General features: G+C 65.3%; 15 protein-coding genes and 1 CRISPR repeat array. Of the genes, 4 read left to right on the top strand and 11 right to left on the bottom strand.

Going from position 1 to position 18,954, the window contains the following annotated elements; translation table 11 throughout:
- Nucleotides 1-29 precede the first annotated feature (29 nt).
- Nucleotides 30-2,132: direct repeats of the CRISPR family, unit length 32 nt; unit sequence GTTTCAACCCACGCGCCCGTGATGGGCGCGAC.
- Nucleotides 2,133-2,315: 183 nt separating this feature from the next.
- The 8 genes from cas2 to QZ709_RS06680 all read right to left on the bottom strand — a co-directional run bounded on the left by cas2 (nt 2,316) and on the right by QZ709_RS06680 (nt 11,182).
- Entirely contained in the window at nt 2,316-2,606 is a 291-nt protein-coding gene (gene cas2, locus QZ709_RS06715) for a CRISPR-associated endonuclease Cas2 (RefSeq protein WP_294636490.1), read from the bottom strand.
- Between the two features lie 9 nt (nt 2,607-2,615).
- Nucleotides 2,616-3,656 carry a type I-C CRISPR-associated endonuclease Cas1c gene (cas1c, locus tag QZ709_RS06710; RefSeq protein ID WP_294636489.1) on the bottom strand — a complete coding sequence of 347 codons (1,041 nt, stop codon included), beginning with the start codon at nt 3,654-3,656 and terminating at the stop codon, nt 2,616-2,618.
- Between the two features lie 3 nt (nt 3,657-3,659).
- On the bottom strand, nt 3,660-4,292 hold the full coding sequence (gene cas4, locus QZ709_RS06705; RefSeq protein WP_294636488.1) for a CRISPR-associated protein Cas4: 633 nt from the start codon (nt 4,290-4,292) through the stop codon (nt 3,660-3,662).
- Nucleotides 4,293-4,324: 32 nt separating this feature from the next.
- Nucleotides 4,325-5,218: a type I-C CRISPR-associated protein Cas7/Csd2 gene (gene cas7c, locus QZ709_RS06700; protein ID WP_294636487.1), complete on the bottom strand. Its 894-nt coding sequence runs from the start codon at nt 5,216-5,218 to the stop codon at nt 4,325-4,327.
- Complete coding sequence (cas8c, locus tag QZ709_RS06695; RefSeq protein ID WP_294636486.1) at nt 5,215-7,056, bottom strand: type I-C CRISPR-associated protein Cas8c/Csd1; 1,842 nt, start codon at nt 7,054-7,056, stop codon at nt 5,215-5,217. Before cas8c ends, cas7c begins: the two co-directional genes overlap by 4 nt.
- Nucleotides 7,053-7,727: a type I-C CRISPR-associated protein Cas5c gene (gene cas5c, locus QZ709_RS06690; RefSeq protein ID WP_294636484.1), complete on the bottom strand. Its 675-nt coding sequence runs from the start codon at nt 7,725-7,727 to the stop codon at nt 7,053-7,055. The genes cas8c and cas5c overlap by 4 nt, the downstream gene beginning before the upstream one ends.
- Before the next feature lie 376 nt (nt 7,728-8,103).
- Complete coding sequence (locus QZ709_RS06685) at nt 8,104-10,398, bottom strand: CRISPR-associated endonuclease Cas3'' (protein ID WP_294636482.1); 2,295 nt, start codon at nt 10,396-10,398, stop codon at nt 8,104-8,106.
- 121 nt (nt 10,399-10,519) lie between these two features.
- Nucleotides 10,520-11,182, bottom strand: a complete 663-nt coding sequence (locus QZ709_RS06680; RefSeq protein WP_294636481.1) for a DsbA family oxidoreductase — start codon at nt 11,180-11,182, stop codon at nt 10,520-10,522.
- A 148-nt stretch (nt 11,183-11,330) separates the two neighbouring features.
- Here QZ709_RS06680 and QZ709_RS06675 point away from each other — a divergent pair, with 148 nt between their 5' ends.
- Nucleotides 11,331-11,636: a hypothetical protein gene (locus QZ709_RS06675; RefSeq protein ID WP_294636480.1), complete on the top strand. Its 306-nt coding sequence runs from the start codon at nt 11,331-11,333 to the stop codon at nt 11,634-11,636.
- Nucleotides 11,637-11,658: 22 nt separating this feature from the next.
- Here the strand turns inward: QZ709_RS06675 and rpe are convergent, their stop codons facing one another.
- Nucleotides 11,659-12,342 (bottom strand): ribulose-phosphate 3-epimerase, encoded by a 684-nt coding sequence (gene rpe / locus QZ709_RS06670; RefSeq protein ID WP_294636479.1) that lies wholly within the window; start codon nt 12,340-12,342, stop codon nt 11,659-11,661.
- Nucleotides 12,343-12,473: 131 nt separating this feature from the next.
- On the opposite strand from rpe, the gene apaG reads away from it, so the two are divergent.
- Nucleotides 12,474-12,848 (top strand): Co2+/Mg2+ efflux protein ApaG, encoded by a 375-nt coding sequence (gene apaG, locus QZ709_RS06665; RefSeq protein ID WP_294636478.1) that lies wholly within the window; start codon nt 12,474-12,476, stop codon nt 12,846-12,848.
- On the top strand, nt 12,848-15,022 hold the full coding sequence (locus QZ709_RS06660) for a site-specific recombinase (protein WP_294636477.1): 2,175 nt from the start codon (nt 12,848-12,850) through the stop codon (nt 15,020-15,022). Before apaG ends, QZ709_RS06660 begins: the two co-directional genes overlap by 1 nt.
- On the opposite strand, the gene QZ709_RS06655 is transcribed toward QZ709_RS06660, so the two are convergent.
- Nucleotides 14,944-15,144, bottom strand: a complete 201-nt coding sequence (locus tag QZ709_RS06655; protein ID WP_294636476.1) for a hypothetical protein — start codon at nt 15,142-15,144, stop codon at nt 14,944-14,946. The genes QZ709_RS06660 and QZ709_RS06655 overlap by 79 nt on opposite strands.
- Between QZ709_RS06655 and QZ709_RS06650 the strand changes: the two genes are divergently transcribed.
- Nucleotides 15,143-16,378: an MltA domain-containing protein gene (locus QZ709_RS06650; RefSeq protein WP_294636475.1), complete on the top strand. Its 1,236-nt coding sequence runs from the start codon at nt 15,143-15,145 to the stop codon at nt 16,376-16,378. The genes QZ709_RS06655 and QZ709_RS06650 overlap by 2 nt on opposite strands.
- On the opposite strand, the gene QZ709_RS06645 is transcribed toward QZ709_RS06650, so the two are convergent.
- Complete coding sequence (locus tag QZ709_RS06645) at nt 16,368-18,887, bottom strand: EAL domain-containing protein (RefSeq protein WP_294636474.1); 2,520 nt, start codon at nt 18,885-18,887, stop codon at nt 16,368-16,370. The two genes, QZ709_RS06650 and QZ709_RS06645, sit on opposite strands and share 11 nt — an antisense overlap.
- Between the last annotated feature and the right edge of the window lie 67 nt (nt 18,888-18,954).

The following is an 18,954-nucleotide window of genomic DNA, read 5'->3' as shown; positions in this document are numbered from 1 at the left end:
CCCGTCATAGAGGCAACGTCCGCGCGCCAGTTTCAACCCACGCGCCCGTGATGGGCGCGACGGTCGGCGCAGCCCTGATGGCGGCCGGGTCAGTGCAGTTTCAACCCACGCGCCCGTGATGGGCGCGACGGCCCGGCACGTCATCACCGGGGTGGTGACTGTGGTTTCAACCCACGCGCCCGTGATGGGCGCGACTCCCGCATGCTGTTTGAGTGGGACAAGCCAGGCAAGGTTTCAACCCACGCGCCCGTGATGGGCGCGACGCGACGAGCTGTCAGCAGCCACGCCACCCAGGGAGTTTCAACCCACGCGCCCGTGATGGGCGCGACGATGGATGCGCTTAACTAATGAAAGGATGCGCAAAATGTTTCAACCCACGCGCCCGTGATGGGCGCGACACCTGCTTGAGCAGCGGTGACCACTCGACAACATAGTTTCAACCCACGCGCCCGTGATGGGCGCGACCGTAGTCCATGTACGGCTCGTGCTTCGGGTATTGTTTCAACCCACGCGCCCGTGATGGGCGCGACGCTCTTTCGTGCGCAGACCTTCGACAACGAACAGGGTGTTTCAACCCACGCGCCCGTGATGGGCGCGACATAGAAATTCGGTATGAGCAGACTGACTTTGCTGTTTCAACCCACGCGCCCGTGATGGGCGCGACGCGGCTTGTTCTGGGGCCTCGTTGGGATGCTTCAGTTTCAACCCACGCGCCCGTGATGGGCGCGACTGGCGGCCCCTGAGCTCGCTTGTCAGCTCAAGCAGGTTTCAACCCACGCGCCCGTGATGGGCGCGACAAGCAGAAGCAGGCAGCGATCAGCCAGAAGACGCTGTTTCAACCCACGCGCCCGTGATGGGCGCGACGCCAGGCGTGCGGCATCGTGCCGAGCTTCAGCAACCGTTTCAACCCACGCGCCCGTGATGGGCGCGACTGCCAGACGACGAAAACCACGTCATGCCTCGAGTGTTTCAACCCACGCGCCCGTGATGGGCGCGACGGGTTTTGGAACGCATACTGATCGGCGGAAACCTGTTTCAACCCACGCGCCCGTGATGGGCGCGACATTGATTCGCGAACTGTCCGCATAACTCGATTCGCTGTTTCAACCCACGCGCCCGTTATGGGCGCGACACGAACATCGCCCGCGATGGCGAGGTGATCATCGAGTTTCAACCCACGCGCCCGTGATGGGCGCGACAATCCGACGTGGACAAGTTCACGGCCATCGTGAAGTTTCAACCCACGCGCCCGTGATGGGCGCGACTTCGTCCAGGCTGCGTCCTCCCGCTCGGGGTCCAGTTTCAACCCACGCGCCCGTGATGGGCGCGACGCCAAGCTCTACAGGCAGTCGGTGCTTTCGTATCGGTTTCAACCCACGCGCCCGTGATGGGCGCGACAAGCGTCAAGGCGACATCCTCGTCGCAATGCTCAAGTTTCAACCCACGCGCCCGTGATGGGCGCGACGCATCAAACCCTGTTCGGCAAGCGCATGAAAAATTTGTTTCAACCCACGCGCCCGTGATGGGCGCGACCATCCAGTTCCTCAACACTGCACGGCAGGATGTTGTTTCAACCCACGCGCCCGTGATGGGCGCGACCATTGTCTCGGGGCTCACTCGAGCCATCTTGTACGAGTTTCAACCCACGCGCCCGTGATGGGCGCGACGATCGTGCAGGTGGAGGATCGCCACGATGGCGAAGTTTCAACCCACGCGCCCGTGATGGGCGCGACAGTATTGGTATCTGTTCGACGTGCACGGCGCGTATGGTTTCAACCCACGCGCCCGTGATGGGCGCGACGAGGATGAGCCAAGCGCACATTGACGCCTTCTACAAGTTTCAACCCACGCGCCCGTGATGGGCGCGACGCACCGGCATCGTCTTCATTGAGCAATAAAAGCGTTTCAACCCACGCGCCCGTGATGGGCGCGACTCGCTGATGGCGTGATCCTTTGGAACGACTCCAAGTTTCAACCCACGCGCCCGTGATGGGCGCGACTCGTTCATCGGTCGTGTCATCGCTAAATAACGTTGGTTTCAACCCACGCGCCCGTGATGGGCGCGACCATGAAAGGATGCGCAGGAGCCCGCGACGTGCCGTTTCAACCCACGCGCCCGTGATGGGCGCGACGCCGTCTTTATAAACCGTTGAGGCAAAAGAAGAAAAGGGCTCGCATATGCGAGCCCTCGCCGGAGTTTCAAAAGCTAATGGCCTCCTGCCCGCACGGAGGGCCGTTCAACCCCATGAATCAAGATGTTAAAGAGCTGCGAACCTACGGTGAAACGACCAACCGCTTGAGGTTCGCAAACAGACTCACAGGACCAATGGACCATTGAGATCGAGCACCGGCTTCGCCCCGATGTGCTCGACCTTCGATTGCCAGTTCTTGCCGAGGTAATAGAACCGCAGACTGTCGACCGACGGGTTGATGATCGAGATGAGACTGGCCTTCAGCTCGACCCAGAGCGCGGGCTCCACTTCAACCTCGAAAACGGAGAACTGGACCCGCTGCCCCCGATTCAAGCAGGCCTTGGCAATCCGGCGCAAGCGCCGTGCACCAGCCTTGTCTTCAGTGCTCACGTCGTAACTGACAAGGACCATCATGGCGTCAACTCACTTCCATAGAAACGGCGGATAGCCATCAAGATCTCCGCGAAGATGGCGAGCCAGCAATTGCGCCTGGATGAACGGGAACAGGCCAATGGGCGCCTTCTCATCGAGATAAACATGACGCATCTCTTCTCGCTTGCGCTCTTGGTAGGCAGTCAGGACGATCTTTCGAGAATCCTCCTTGAGGAGTACGGCGCCGTTGTCCATCGTCTGAAAGTCCTTGGAGGTCACCTGCCTCAAATTGATCAGGGACAGTGCCAACCTGTCAGCCAAAAACGGCCGGAACTCTTCCAACAGATCAAGGGCCAAGCTGGGGCGCCCGGGGCGATCTCGATGCAGGAAGCCAACCGCAGGATCAAGTCCCGCGCTTTCGAGCGCCGATCTGCAGTCATGCGTCAGCAACGTATACAAGAAAGACAGCAGCGCATTCACCGCGTCCATCGGCGGCCTGCGACTTCGCCCTTTGAACCGCATGCCTGAGTCAGGAGCTCGAATCAGGTGATCGAACACACCGAAGTAGCTTTGCGCTGCCTCACCCTCCAGCCCACGCAGAACGTCGAGCGTCGCTTCGTTCTGCACCTTGTCCAGGATGCGTCCCAGACGCTTGTGGGCATGGGTGAGAGCCGCTCCAGCTTCCTCGGTCAGTTTGTCGCCATGGTCTCGCAAGCCGCGGCCCAGAACCACACGCTGGTTGTATAGCTTTCCCGTGAGGATGTTCTGCACGATCTTCGCACAGCGCCCCGGGTCGTCCGTACGGCGATACTGCTCTCGACGCAGTAACACGTTGCCTGCGACTGGTCCCTCGAGTCTTGCCAGGAAGCGGCCGTGCATGGACAAGTAGGACACGGTGATGCCTTGCTCGGCGCAGTAACCCAGCAACGGCGGGGACACCATCACACGGCCGAGGCAAACCAGCCCCTCGAGCATGTGAACCGGCAAACGTGCCCGAGTCTCTCCATCGACCTCCATGACGATGTTGGCGCCCTCCTTGCGGAGCCACGCTCCCTCGGTCGTGACGTACAAGGTGTTCAATTGCCGTCGCATGCGTCACTCGCTTTTCAACTGCTCACGCAACCAATGCTGCACGGACTCGCCTCGCTGCAGCAGGTTCGGCTGACACAGATCGATCATCGAGCAGTTATCGCAGAGCTTGGGCGAGTAAACAGCCGAAGGTGTACGCCCGCTCATGATCATCCCCCGTGTGGCGTCGATGGTCTCTCGAGTCAACCTGCGCAAGGCTTCATCGAAGGACACCACAACCCGCCTGCGCGTTTCACCGTAGTACAGCGCTCCCTCGGGGATGTGGCAGTTCAACATGTGCTCCAAGCACAAGGCCTGGGCGCACAGTTGGACCTCATCGGCTTGATGCGCCTTGGGCCGTCCGCGCTTGTACTCAACGGGGTAAGGGTGCTCGACGGCATCAAGCCCCATGTGGAACTCAACGACGTCGGCCACCCCCGTGATGCCCAATGCCGGCTCAGCGAGCGGCATGCCCGTCACGGTGCGAACGCCTCTTCGGCGCTCCATCCTGGGCTTGTCAGCATTTTCGTGAAGCAGGCGCCCTTCGGCTGTGTGCTGGCTTTCGGCCCACAGTTGCTCGACATGAATCAGCCCGCACTGCCTGGGGCAGTACAGAAAATGCTGCAGGGCTGACAGAGGGATCAGTGCGTCATCGTCCATCCCGCCAGCTCCCCCTCCTCATCACGCCGCGATCACAGCAGCTCGTGCAAGGTGACGCCAGACGGCAGTGAGTCGCGCTTGACCGAAACCTTGTAGTCGGTGAAGGCCCGTGCCGGACCGTCCGCGTCGGTCGTGAGGCGCTCGACTTCGACCGCTTCGAAAAGCTTATGCGCCGGGGCGTTGCCCATCGCACTTTCATGCTCGAACACGAACAGCTTGCGGGCGGCCATCTCGCCGCGCGCAGCGGACCGGTCATGCTCGAACATGTTGATGAGCGATTGCCAGAGCAACTGCAGATCGCTGTCGGAGAAGCCCGTTCGCTCGGCCAGCTTGGCCGAGACGAAACCATGCACGCGGTACAGGCCGTAGGGGATGATGTGCTTGCGGCCCATGGTGCGGTTGTCACCGCTTTGGTCTTCAGCTTCCTTCTGCGTCGTCACTGCCATGCGCGTGATGGACACCTCGATGGGCACCACCGGATCGATCGACGTTGCGAAGGCAAATTGCACAGGCCCACGCACCTGGCCAGCATTGACCCCCGTTGTCATGACGGCACCGAACGCACGGATGTCAAAGAAGTTGCGGCACATCCAAGCGGTCAACTCGCGCGCCTTGGCTTCATCTTTCGGCAGCTTCTTGAGCTCTTCCGCCGTTTCCTTGTCCAGCCCGATGGCCTTGCGCCCAATGGCGTGCTGGTTGTTCAGCACGGCCTTTTCCTGCATATAGATGGCAAAGCCATCGTTGTCGCCCTTGTCCAGCGTCACGTAGTTCCGGATCTTGCGCTTGAGGCAAACGTCCGTCACCAAGCCCTTGTTGGTTTCCGGGTCCAGACGCGGCAAGTTGCCGGCATCCGGGTCGCCATTGGGGTTGCCATTGGCGACGTCGAACAGAAAGACGAATTCGTAGCGGTGCGTGATCGCGCTCATTGGGCGCCTCCTTGGTCGTTGGCTTCGTTGGTGTCGGCGGAAGACGCTGGCTCGCTCTTGTCAGCCTTCTGAAAGCGAGCCTGCGCCTGGTGGTAGTAGCCAATCGCAAAGCGACCTTGGTCTTGCAGACCCAGATGCTTGGGGAACGCGCCTGGCAGCTTGTCGATGACCTCCTGGATGTCCCGCTCGATGTTGATCGCGGCACCCGGCTTGTCCTTGCGAATGCGGCTCATGTGGTTCTGCGTGTTGCGCAGCAGGACCGGGAAGACCAGGGCCGGCGTGGCCGACGCCGAGCCGTAGTAGCGATCGCGGATGGTTGCGTTGACCTGGCCACCCAGCGCCAGCCGCTGTGCGCCTTCAAGCACCGCGAACAATCGCCCGAGCAGATAGCCCGCATTGGTGGAATGCACATCAAGACTCACGGGAACCTCCTTGTCTGGGTCATTGGAATAAGAAAGCCGCTGATCACGCGTCAGCACCGCCTTGCAGAGCGCTACTCGCACGCCGCTGATGTCACCGTCGGAGCGCATGCGCATGACGACATTGGTCAGAACGCCCTGCGGGTAGTGGCCACCAGTCAGGATGGCGCGCATCAACTCGCCAGCCAGCAGCGGAGGCACGTCGTCGGCTTTGGCCTTGGGCGGGTCACCACGCGACGGAGCGGTGGCCAACGCAAGGCGCCAGACACTGGGCGCGGCCTTCCAAGGCGAGGGCTCCAGGTCCAGATCCTGGGCATGCTGGCGCAGGCGTTGAATCAGAACACCCAAGGTGTCGCACAGCCAGTAGCGGATGGACAGACGCGATGCGTTGGGCGCCAGTCCCAGCACGAACATGCGGGTGCTCTCGTCTAGCTTCGGGTTCAGATCCTTCAGCGGGCGGCCTTTGGCCACGATCTCCATGGCGTGGTGGATCTTCTCGGTCTCCTGCCCCTCGTCGCTCTTGCTATCCGGGTTCAGCAGCGCGGCCAACAGGTCTTCGCAGTTTTGAGCCTGATCCGGATCCTGTGCTTCGGCCCAGAACACCACCGAGGCATCACCCACGGAGAGACGTTGGCGGTTGTGTGGATCGCGCCGCAACAGGTGGTTGAGCACTGTGGTGTAGGCAAAAGCGGCCTGCTCGGACACGGGCGCGTTGTCGCCCTGACTCTTGCCATAGGAATTGAAAGCATCCAGGTTGAACGAGACGATCGAAGCCCCTGAGCTCTGCGCGCCGTTGACGCCCTTGATGGCAGGATGCAGGCGAGCCACCTCGGCCTTTTCGCCCGTGACCAGACACCGCTGGGCAAGGTGTGCGGGCGCACCGGATTCTGCAGCGGGCGCCAACAGCCGCGCACGCGCGGCTTGCGCGGCAGGCCGCTGATGCAGGTACTGGAGTTCACCGTCCAGCTTGAAAACGACGTTGGCGTCCAGCATGTCTGCCGAGAAGGGAGCTGACGCGAACCGCTCGGGCGTCCACTTGGACAGGAACTTCAGCAGGGCCATCAGGCCAGGATCTGTGTCGTTCGCCAGCGCCTTGGTGTGAAAGGCTTTAAATGCCTCGTGCTCTTCCGCCGTGCGCTTGCTGCTGGCGCTCACCCCCAAGACGTAGCTGGTCTTGTCCCACAGGAAATTCGACTTGATACCCGATGTGCGCTTTTCTGGCTGGGGCACGCTCAGGGTTTGGGGCACCGGCTTCTTGCCGCTGGTGTCCAGCAGAGACTGCACATCCACGGGGTCACCCTCAGCCGAGAGCACGATGGCGTAGCTGATCTTCTCTGGGCTGTAGCCGTAGGGGGACAGGCCCCGCTCGCCGCGCTCGATCAGGCGCTGGTATTGGTGTGTCAGGGCTTCGAGGATCATGATTTCACCTCGTCGCTGTGCCACTGGGGAATGGTGATCACGCCGTCCTGCATGTGAGCGCGGAAGAAGCGCGGCGTGTTGCCTTGATCAAAATCGATGTCGTGCAACATCCAACCCAGGTCACGCGAGCCGGCCAAGGCAGCGTCGGCCGGTGGCGTGGGCTCGTCCGCCGCCAACAGGCTGAAGTGCGCCGGGAACTCGCGCACGCCAAAGCAGGGCATCTGGAAGAACTGGCCCTTGCGAGCACGCCGATTGAAGATGTCGAGGTGTTTGCCCACTGAATCTTCTGCGCCAGCCTTGGGCGTGAGTTCGAAATGCGCCTCGATCACGTACGCAACATCGCGTAGGACGGTGGCAGCGCGTTGCTGACGATCCTCATCAACCAGGTTGCACAGGCCATCTGTGGATCCGGCCTTCATCGCCTTGCTCACCGCGCTGGGTGGCAGTTTGCTGCCGACCTCGTTGCGACGGATCGACTCGAAGCGGATCGGCTTGAGCACATGGATGCGGTCGATGTGCCATCGAATCGCGGGCTTCCAGTGAATGGCCTCCAGGAGGCCTCGCGCAGCGGACGGCGTCATCGCGTCGTACGACACACGCTCGACCTTCATCTCGGGACGCGTGAAGCACGCCCGCTCGCCCCACACATGCAAACGAATGCCAAATGCCATCATTCCCCCTGTAGCAATTTTTTTACTTTGCACCCACGGGGGCAGCTTTCCGCTGCCCCCGACTGCGCGAACGCACACCGAACAAGCGCTTGCTTCTAGTCAATGTTTCAATCCACGCCATTAAAATGGCGACCGAGAGCCCGCTCTCGGTCGCCTTAGGATCTCCTGATCGTATGGCGGACCATACGCACACCCTCCTGCAGCGAAATGACTGCTGCTGTCTTCCCCACTGCTCGTGGATTGGGTTGCCACAAAAGCCTCAGCGTTGGCGCGCTGGGGCTTTTTCCTTTTCTGCGCCAGATGATAAGTGGCCATCATCAGCATGTCAACTTAGCAACGCCACCGACAAGGAGCTTACTTCTATTCAATGAAGTTCCTACCAAGCAAGCGCTGCTACGCTGATGAACGACGGCTCATCCCAGCTAAGCCCCACGCCTGGGTCATACAGACTCTCATTGGCCAAGACCATGAACTGATCCCCCCACTCTTCAGGACGGACGGCCTCGATGGCGCCCGCCTTTCGCAAGGCGTCAAAGCCGTGCTTGGGCACCTGCACGAGATAACGTTGCAGCCGGCGGCTGACACCTTGTAGGCCGTCCACGTATTGCAGGTCTCGGATGGCATCCCTGGCTTCCCGCTCAAAGGGAATGATCACCGGCATCTGCACGCTGTCGATCATCTTGAATTTCTCCGCCAGCGTATCCATGGGCAGGCTTTGAATCTTGGCCTTTTTGAGCAGGCCCAGGAGGTTCACGGCGTCAAGTGCCTCATCGCCTTTCTGCCAATAGAGCTGCTTGAAGTACCGCTCGATTGCAACCGGGTCCAGCGGGTCGCCTTGGTGCGTCCTCAGCACCTCGCGGGTCACGTCGGCGAACTGTCGGAGTTCGGGCGGTGCCTTCCAATCGTCGTTGGCATTGGCGAAGATCCGGACTTCACTGCTTTCGGCAGCCCATCGGCCTTCTCGGTTGCAACGCCCCGCAGCTTGCGCGATGGAATCGAGGCCCGCTTCCGCCCGGTAGACCGTGGGAAAGGCCACATCGACGCCCGCTTCGACCAGCGCCGTGGACACCAGCCGACAAGGCAGCCCCTGTCGCAGGGCTTCGCGGGCGGCGGCCAAGATCTTGCTGCGGTGCGCTGCACACATGAGCGTCGTCAGGTGATAGGTGCCGCTCAGGTCTGACATGCCTTGGTACAAGGCCCGCGCATGGCGCCGGTTGTTGACGATGCACAGCACTTGCTCGTGCTTGCGCAACTGAGTCAGCAGCGTCTCATCATCCAGGGTGCCCACGTGCCTGACCGTCACGCGCTTGAGCCGCTCAAAGAGCCGTTGCGGCTCGGGGGCCAGCTCCCGTACACCGTCGAGCCCGCCCTCGAAGCCATCGAGCCCCGCGGCCGCGTCAGGCGCCTTCAATGCAGGTTGGGTGGCGGTGCACAACACCACGCTGCTACGGTAGTTGCGCGCCAATTCGTCCAGTGCAGCCACGCAGGGGCGCAGCACCTTCAATGGCATGGTCTGCGCCTCGTCCAGGATCACCACGCTGCTTGCAATGTTGTGGAGCTTGCGGCATTTGGAAGGACGATCGGCAAACAGGCTTTCGAAGAACTGCACCGCCGTGGTAACCACAATGGGGGCATCCCAGTTCTCCATCGCGAGATGGATCTTCTCTTTCGCCTCCTTGCTGGCGCGGGGATCGTCGGTGAAGGCGCTGTGATGTTCCAGCACCGCATCGTCACCCCACGGGCCGAGCGCTTGGCGAAACACCGCAGCGTTCTGCTCCACGATGCTTGTGAAGGGGATCACGAAGATCACGCGCCGCTGACCATGCCGGATGGCGTGATCCAGGGCAAATGCGAGCGAGGCCAGCGTCTTCCCGCCACCCGTGGGCACCGTGAGCGAGAACAGGCCTGGCTCCAACTCGGCTCGGTCACGAACATGCCGAAGAATCTCGGCCCGTATCTGATTGACCGCCCCTTCGGCCCGAAAACCTGACAGATGCTGATTCAGACAGGCCCTCAGCTCCCCCAGCCCCGGTCTATTGCCCGGCTCATGCCTCAGCGGCGAGCGGCCCTCGACACGGTTGTAATAAGCCTCTGTGTCCAAGAAGTCGGCGTCGACCAGGCAGGAAAAAAGCATGCGGACCAGAAATGCCATCTGGAACATGCCTCGGTCTTGCCGGGGCGAGAAGGAACGGAGAGCCGGCGAGGACGAGGGCAGCGCCAGTTCGGCCTGCCACTGCGGATCCAGATCCGGCAACTCTGCAGCCAACCGCTCTTGAAGACTCGTACGGCGCCCGTCGCCCTTGCCATTGGCCAGTCCGGCATGGTGTCCCGCTATCGCATAGGCGAGCAGATGCCCTATGGACTTGTAGCGCTCCAGCGCGATGCGGGCGCCCCATGTGGCGTGATCCACTTTCTGGGGGCTGCCCCGAAGTCGGGCCTGAAACTCGACCGAGTACTTGCCCAGGTCGTGAAGCAGCCCGGCGCAGAACGCCAGCTCGCTGGCGTGGAAACTGGCGGCGAAGTCGGACGCCAGAGCGCCGACACCCTCCAGATGGTCTTTCAGGCCCTGCCACTCGGACTCGTCTCTGCCCTCTGCAGAGTGCGCGTACCAACGGATCGAGGTCGATTCAACACCAGCGTCATTGCGCTGCGTTTGAAACAGTCCGTCCATGAAGCCTCCCTGCCTTGAGGACGATGACGCTCGCCAGACGAGCGATGGGTCCATTCTGGCAATCGGGAGGCTCAAATACTGAGCCTTGTTGACTGAAAAAGCTCACCCAAACGGATGAGGCTCACGGTGCCTGGCGCCCCGCAATCTCCCTCAACACCTTCACATAGTTCTCCACCGGCTGCCCTCCCGACACCAGGTGCCGGTTGTTCACCACCAGCGCCGGCACGGCCTGGATGCCGGCCGACATGTACATGTCTTCCTGCTCCCGCACCTCGTCGCCATAGCGGCCTTCCGTCAGCACCAGCTGCGCGCTGGCCTCGTCCAACCCAGCCTGGCGCACGCAGGCCAGCAGCACGCCGGGGTCGTCCATGGCCTGGCGGTCGCGGTGGCAGGCTTCCAGCAGCGCCTGCTTCAGCGCGAGCTGCTGCTCGGGGTGCTCTTCGCCCGCCCAGTGCAGCAGGCGGTGCGCGTGGAAGGTGTTGTAGATGCGGCCACGCCCTTCGCTGTTGAAGGTGAAGCCCACATCGGCACCGCGCTGGCGGATGGTCTCGCGGATCTGCGCCTGCTGCTCGGGCGTCGAGCCGTACTTGCGGGTCAGGTGCTCGCCGATGTCTTCGCCGCCCGGCGGCATCTGCGGGTTCAGCTCGAAGGGCTGGAAGCGCAGGGTGAACTGCATCTCGTCGGCCAGCTCGGCCATCGCGCGGCGCAACGAGGCCAGGCCGATGGCGCACCACGGGCAGGAGATGTCGGAAACGAAGTCGAGTTGCAGGGTGGGCTGGGTCATGAAGGGCTCCTCGGGCGTCATGTTGCCTCAGCCGCCTGGCCGAGCCGGGCCGCAGCGGCGCTCATGACCCCCATGCCAGAATGGCGATTCCGTCAGGCGCTCGCGGTGGGCGCCTGTCTGTCGTCCCCCTGTCTTAACCAGGAAGCACATGTTCAAGAAGTACTGCCTCGCCGCCGTGATGGGCGCCGCCCTGCTCGCCACCGGTTGCACCACCATGACCACCAACAACATCCAGGAAGTGCAGGCCGAGCAGGTCAAGGGCTGCAAGAAGCTGGGCGCAGTCAATGGCAGCGACGCCATCTTCGTGGGGCTCAGTGCCTCGATCGGTTCGAAGAACGCCAAGGCCAAGGCCATGAATGCCGCTGTGGACCAGGGCGCTTCGCACGTCGTCTGGAGCCAGATGGGCACCAGCATGACGAACGAGTGGATCGGTACGGCCTACCGCTGCAAGTAAGCCGCACCGCTGGCGCGCAGGATCAGCGCGCCAGCTCGGCCCGCATCGCGTCGATCACGGCCTTGTAGCTGGGCTGACCGAAGATCGCGCTGCCGGCCACGAAGGTGTCGGCACCGGCATCCGCCACGCGGCGGATGTTGTCCACCTTGATGCCGCCGTCGATTTCCAGGCGGATGTCGCGGCCCGACGCGTCAATGATCTTGCGCACCTTCTCGGCCTTGCGCAACGTGCTGTCGATGAAGCTCTGGCCACCGAAGCCCGGGTTCACGCTCATCAGCAGCACCACGTCCACCTTGTCGATCACCCATTCCAGCACGTCCACCGGCGCAGCGGGGTTGAACACCAGCCCGGCCTGCACGCCTTCCGCCTTGATGAGCTGCAGCGTGCGGTCGACGTGGGTGGAGGCATCGGGGTGGAAGGTGATGATGTCGGCACCCGACTTGGCAAAGGCCGTGGCCAGCGCGTCGACCGGCTGCACCATCAGGTGCACGTCGATGGGCACGGCGGTGCCATCGGCCTTGACGGCGTGCTTGCGCAGCGCCTGGCACACCATCGGCCCGAACGTCAGGTTGGGCACGTAGTGGTTGTCCATCACGTCGAAGTGGATCCAGTCGGCCCCGGCGTCGATGACGTGGCGCACTTCCTCGCCCAGGCGGGCGAAATCGGCGGACAGGATGCTGGGGGCGATGCGGAAGGTGCGGGACATGGCGGGCTCGGTGGATGGGGAACCCGTCATTGTAAAAAATTCGTTCAGCTTCCGCCTCCGGGTGGACAGCCCCACGCGACGCTGGGTTTTGTGACCCACGTCACGCAAGGGCTTTCCCTAGAATGGGTCGGATGAGCCAAGCCGAATTCACCTGCTCCGTGCAGCCCCAGTACCTGGACGAGCAGAGCAACCCCAGCCAGAACGAGTACGCGTTCAGCTACACGGTCACCATCCGCAACACGGGCACGGTGACGGCGCAGCTGGTGGCGCGCCAGTGGCTGATCACCGATGCGACCGGCCGCACGCAGGAGGTGCGCGGCCTGGCGGTGGTGGGCCACCAGCCGGTGCTGCGCCCCGGCGAGCACTTCGAGTACACCAGCTGGACCAGCCTGGGCACGCCGCATGGCGTGATGGAGGGCACCTTCTTCTGCATGACCGAAGACGCGCGCCCCTTTGAAGCCCCGATTGCGCCGTTCACGCTCGCGCGCTCTCAGTCTCTGCATTGATGGCCTGGATCAAGACCCTGCTTCGCCCCCTCACGCGCCAGCGTTGGTGGCCCCGCCCGGGCAACCGGTTGCCCATCGAGGCGCTGCTGGACAGCGCCAACCCCCAAGCCCCGCTGGTGGAGCGGCATCTGTGGCTGATCCAGCTGATCGACTGGGTGCGCCGCGGTGAGCCGGTCAGCGGCACGCAGTTCGTGGTGCGCCACCTGCGCACGCACCCCGAGCGGCGCGCCCGCGTGGTCGGGGTGCTGGCCGCGTTCTGGCGCGACACCGATGTGGCCGCACTGCTGGCGGACTACGGCTTTTCGCCGCGCAGCTCCTTCCTGAACGAGCTGGGCGAGCGCCTGCGCCGCAAGACCCTGCCCGGCACGCCCGACACCGGCGACCTGGCCAAGCTGTTCAACCTGCTGTTCGACGACCCGCTCGACGGCGCCTGGCTGGCGGCGCTGGATGCGCCCACGCTGGAGGAGCTGGCGGCGCTGTGGCGCGAAGCCCTGGCCGAGCCGACGCTGCCCGCCTCGCCCGCCGGCTGGCGCGAGCCCTTTCTGGACGCCATCGCCTACCTGGTGTCGCAGGTGCGCGCCGCCGGCATGTCGCCCGCCTTCCGCAGCCGGCTGGGCACACGGGTCGACGATGGCTTCGTGCCCGGCGAGGGCGGCCACGATGGCGGCCCCACCCACATCGTGGCCAGCAGCCAGAGCGACGAGCAACTCGGCCGCGAGGCCTTCCGCCAGCTGGGGCGCGCCGCAGAGCGCCTGCACGAACTCGCCATCAACGAAGCCAACCTGCCCCCGGAGGAACGCCAGGCGGCATCGACCGCGCTGCTGCAGGAGGCGCAGTACCTGCGCGCGCTGCTGGACCGCTGTGCAGCCGCGGCGCGGGGCCTGCACGGCCACCTGGAAGCCCAGGGCATTTCGGTCGACCTGGTGTTCCAGATCGACCAGCTGTGCGCGCGCTGCCGCCGGGTGGAAGAGCTGCTGGAGGTGATCCTGGCACCGCAACCCGCCCCCGTGCTGCGCAGCCTGCTGTGCGAGCTGCTGGAGCAGGGGCAGCGGCGGCGCAGCGTGCGCGCGCTGTTCTCGCGGCATTACGCCATGCTGGCGCGCAAGGTGGCCGAGCGCAGCGCCGAGACGGGCGAGCACTACATCACCCGCAACCGCGCCGAGTACCGCGACATGCTGCGCCGTGCCGGGGGTGGGGGCGCCGTGATCGCAGGCACCACCTACATGAAGTTCGCCGTGATGGCGCTGGGCCTGTCGCCGTTCTGGGCGGGGTTCGGTGCGGGGGTGAACTACGCCGTGAGCTTCGTCATCGTGCAGCTGCTGCACTGGACGGTGGCCACCAAGCAGCCGGCAATGACGGCCCCGGCCATGGCCGCGCGCCTGGCCGACACCCGCACCGACGAGGCCATCGAAGGCTTTGTCGACCAGGTGGCCCACCTGATCCGTTCACAGGTGGCCGGCATCGTGGGCAACCTGGCGGTGGTGGGGCCCCTGGTGCTGCTGGCCCAGGTGCTGGCGTGGTGGGTGATGGATGCGCCGCTGATCAGCGCGGAAAAGGCCGAGTACGTGCTGCACTCGCTGACGCTGCTGGGCCCGACGCTGCTGTTTGCGGCGTTCACCGGGGTGCTGCTGTTTTCGTCCAGCATCATCGCCGGGTGGGTGGAAAACTGGTTCGTGCTGCACCGGCTGGACAGCGCCCTGCGCTGGAACCCGCGGATCCGCCTGTGGCTGGGTGCCGACCGGGCCGCCTACTGGGCACGCTGGTGGCGCGAGAACATCTCCGGGCTGGCAGCCAACGTGTCGCTGGGCCTGATGCTCGGGCTGGTGCCGGTGATCGCGGGCTTTCTGGCGCTGCCGCTGGACGTGCGCCACGTGACGCTGTCGATGGGCCAGATCATGGCCGCCGCCGGCACGCTGGGCCCGGGCGTCATCCACTTCCCCGGCTTCTGGTGGTGCATGGCGGCGGTGCCGCTGACGGGGCTGCTGAACGTGGCCGTGAGCTTCATCCTGGCGCTGCGCGTGGCCGTGCGTTCACGCGAGGTGCGCGTCACCGACCGGGCGCGGCTGCGCAAGGCCGTATGGCGCCGGCTGCGCACTCAGCCCTTGAGCTTCCTGTTGCCACCGCGCGAGCCGCGGTCGTCGCCTGCAGGCTCATCGGTCGAGCCGGGCAACTGATCGGGGGGCGCGTCGTCCGGCGCGTCCAGCTCGCCCCCGCGGCGGCCCGAGAACATCGTCCACCACACGACAAAGATCAGCAGCGCCAGCGCGGCGGCGGCTTCCAGCACAATCAGGTCCATGATCGTTCGTCCGTTCTCGCCGGTGCGTACCGGCCTGCTCGCGGCCATTGTAGGCAGCCTGGCCGCCTGTACCAGTGTCCCCCTGCCGCCGTCGCCGACACCGCCCGCTCCTGTCATCGAGCGGCCCCAACCACCCGCCACGCAGGTGCCGAGCCGCCCGGCGCCGGGCCCCATCCCCGGCGCGCTGCAACGCACCAAATCGCAATGGGCCCCGGCCCGCTGGGAAGACCTGCCCGGCTGGGAAGCCGACCGCGTTCGCGAATGGTGGCCGGCGCTGCACCGCGGTTGTGTGAAGCCCGTCAACGGCTGGGCCAGCCTGTGTGCCGAGGTGCGCCGGCTGGGTGCCAACTGGGGCCAGCAGGTGGACGACGCCTTCGTGCGGCAGTGGGTGCAGAGCCATCTGCAGCCCTGGCGCGTGGTCGGGCTCGATGGCGTGACGGACCGCGGCCTGCTGACGGGCTATTTCGAGCCCATGCTGGAGGGCCGGCGGCGCCCCGAGGGCCGGTTTCAGCACCCGGTGCACCGCGCCCCGGCCGACCTGACCCAGCGACGCCCGCACCTGACCCGCACCGAACTGGAAACCACCGCCGAGGGCCGCGCCGCGCTGGCCGGGCGCGAACTGGCCTGGCTGGCCGACCCGCTGGATGTGCTGCTGGTGCAGGTGCAGGGCTCTGGCCGGGTCAGGCTGCTGGACGACCGCGACGCGCAAGGGCGGCCGAAGGTCGTGCGCCTGGCCTTCGGTGGCCACAACGACCAGCCCTACCAGTCGGTGGCGCGCTGGCTGGTCGATCAGGGCGCGTTTCCGCTGGAGCAGGCTTCGTGGCCGGCCATTCGGCAGTGGGCGGCGCAGAACCCCACCCGGGTGAGCGAGATGCTGCGGGCCAACCCGCGCGTGGTCTTTTTCAAGGAAGAGGCCCTGCCCGACCCGGACCTGGGGCCGGTAGGCGCGCAGGGCGTGCCGCTGACGCCCGGTCGCTCGATCGCCGTGGACCGCGACAGCGTGCCGTTGGGCACACCCGTGTGGCTGGACAGCACCGTGCCGCAGGCGTGGAGCGCTGCGCCCGCCGCACCGCAACCGCTGCGCCGCCTGGTGATGGCGCAGGACACTGGCGGCGCCATCCTGGGCGCTGTGCGGGCTGACTTCTTCTGGGGCTGGGGCGACGAGGCCCTCAACATGGCGGGCCGCACCAAGCAGCCGGTCTCGATGTGGGTGCTCTGGCCGCTCAACCCGTGAGCCAGCGGGCGGCGAACTCGTCGCCCGGCACGGCAGGCCCGCGGTACCAACCTTGCATCTGGTCGCAGCCCAGCGCCAGCAGGGCGTCGGCCTGGGCACGCTGCTCCACGCCTTCGGCCAGCGTGCGCAGGCCCAGTGCACGCGCCATGCTGATGATGGTGTGCACGATGGTGTGGTCCTCGGGCTTGTCCAGCATGTCGCGCACAAAGCTCATGTCGATCTTGAGCTTGGTCACCGGCAAACGCTTGAGGGCCGCCAGCGACGAATAGCCCGTGCCGAAGTCGTCGATGGACAGCACGAAGCCCGCGGCCACCAGCGCACGGGCCATGTCCTCGGCCTTGCGCGGCTCCTGCATCATCGAGCTTTCGGTGACCTCGAGCTCGATGCAATCCGGCTCGATGCCCTGCGCGCGCACCAGCGCCACGGCCCGCGCCACAAACCCTTCGGCCGCCATCTGCCGCGCCGAAACATTCACCGCGACGCGCCCGGTGAACGGCAAGCCCGCCTCCTGCCACTGGCGCACCTGACGCGCGGCCTCGGACAGGGCCCAGTCGCCCAGCTCGTCGATCAGACCGCGGGTCTCGGCCACGGGTATGAACTCGGACGGCGCAATCCAGCCAGCGTCCGCGTCGTGCCAGCGGGCCAGCGCTTCGGCGCCGCACAAGGCCCCCGTGTGCAGATCGAACTGCGGCTGGAAGTGCAGGCGCAGCTGGTTGCCGTGCAGCGCAGCCTTGAGGCGCGTGGCCAGCAGAAGGCGTCGCTGCAGCTCGTCGCTCATGCCCGCGTGATAGAAGCGCAGCGCCCCGCCGCCCGCCGCCTTGGCGCGGTACATGGCGGTGTCGGCGTGCTTGAGCAGGTCCTCGGCGGTGCGGCCATCCTCGGGGAACAGGGCGATGCCGATGCTCATGTTGAGCGTGAAGCGCACGCCGTTGACGACCACGGGTTGCTCGACCGTCTGCAGCAAGCGCTCGGCCACCTGCGCTGCCGAGGCCGCATCGGAGGGCCCCAGCAGCACGAACTCGTCGCCCCCGAGCCGGGCCAGCGTGTCGCGCTGTCGGACCACGGCATTGAGCCGACCGGCCACCTCGGCCAGCACCTGGTCACCGATCAGGTGGCCCTGCGTGTCGTTGATCTCCTTGAAGTGGTCCAGGTCGACATAGAGCAGGGCCACGCCGTGCTGCTCGCGCTCGGCCTGAGCCAGCGCCTGCTGCAGGCGGTCGAGCGCCAGCGTGCGGTTGGGCAGGCCCGTGAGCGTGTCCTGGAAGGCCAGACGCTGGATGCGCTCGCTCGCCTGGCGGCGCTCGGTGATGTCGTACACCGTGCCGAAGGCCTTCACGACGCGGCCATCGGCCCCGCGCTGCAGCTTGCCCCGGGATTCGACCCAGCGGATCGAGCCATTCGGCCGCACCACCCGGTGCTCGATGCGGAAGGGGCGGCCCGCCAGCGCGGCCCGCCAGGCGCTGTCGACCTCTTCGCGGTCTTCGGGGTGGACGGCATCGAGGAAGACCTCGTAGCTGGCCGGCCCGCCGGGATCGCGGCCGTAAAGGCGATAGGCCTCGTCGGACCATTGGGCCTGCCCCGTACGCAAGTCCACATGCCAGCTGCCGATGCCGGCCACCGCCTGGGCGTTGAGCAGATCGGTCTCGAGCCGGGCCTGCAGGCGCAGGTCTTCCACGACCATCAGCAGGCGGCGGCCCGGCAAGCCGCTGCTGTCCGGCAGCAGCGACAGCGTCAACCCCACCGGGATGGCCAACTCATTGGGTCGGTCCAGCACCCGCAGGGTGGTGGCCTCGCGCACCGGGCGGCCTTCGCCGATGCGCGACAGCAGGGTCTGCAGGGGGGCGGCATCCACCACCTCGCCCAGGGTGCGCCCCTGCAATGCCGCCGAGCCCGTGCCCAGCATGTCGACCAGCGCGCGGTTGACATACAGCACCCGCAGGTCGCTGGACAGCACCAGCGTGCCGAAGGGCATGCCGGTGAACACGTTCATGTAGTCCTGCAGGCGGGCGATCTGCTGGTCGCGGTGGGCGATGTAGCTGTCGATGGCCAGGCCGATGTCGAGCAGCACCACCTTCATCAACGCCTGCACGGCGGGCAGCAGGTAGGCCGGGTCGGTGCCCAGGCGCGCGATGACGTCGGGTAGCAGGCCGACCAGGTAGTGGCTGTAGGCCCCCAGGTACCACGCGGGCGCCAGACCCACACGCGAGTGCGCCATGCCGATGGCCAGCCTGCGCTGCAGGTAGTCGGCGTCGTAGGGACCGGAGGTGAGGGTGTCGAAGTAGTCGGCCTGCGCGCGCTTGAGTCGGTCGAGCAACCCGGGCTGCTCGATCAGGGCGCGCATCTCCTCGAACTCCGCCAGGTGCTCGTAGAACGCATCGACGAACCCGGGAGCGTCGTCCTTCAGACTCGTGTGCAGGAACTGCAGCGCGGCGACGTCGTCCGGCCCAAAGCCCAGAAAGGCCTGGCGGCGGGCGAAATCGGCGAGCTGGGCCGTCTGCAGGGCAGACATGGGTTGAGGAGGGACGGCGCCGCCATCACCCAGGCCAGAGGGTGGCAGGGACTCAGGAGCGGCACGC

The sequence above is a fragment of the uncultured Aquabacterium sp. genome, from assembly GCF_913773725.1.
Taxonomy (GTDB): domain Bacteria; phylum Pseudomonadota; class Gammaproteobacteria; order Burkholderiales; family Burkholderiaceae_C; genus Aquabacterium.
Note: the sequence above shows the minus strand (reverse complement) of the source record. Positions and strands in the feature narration are given on the sequence as shown.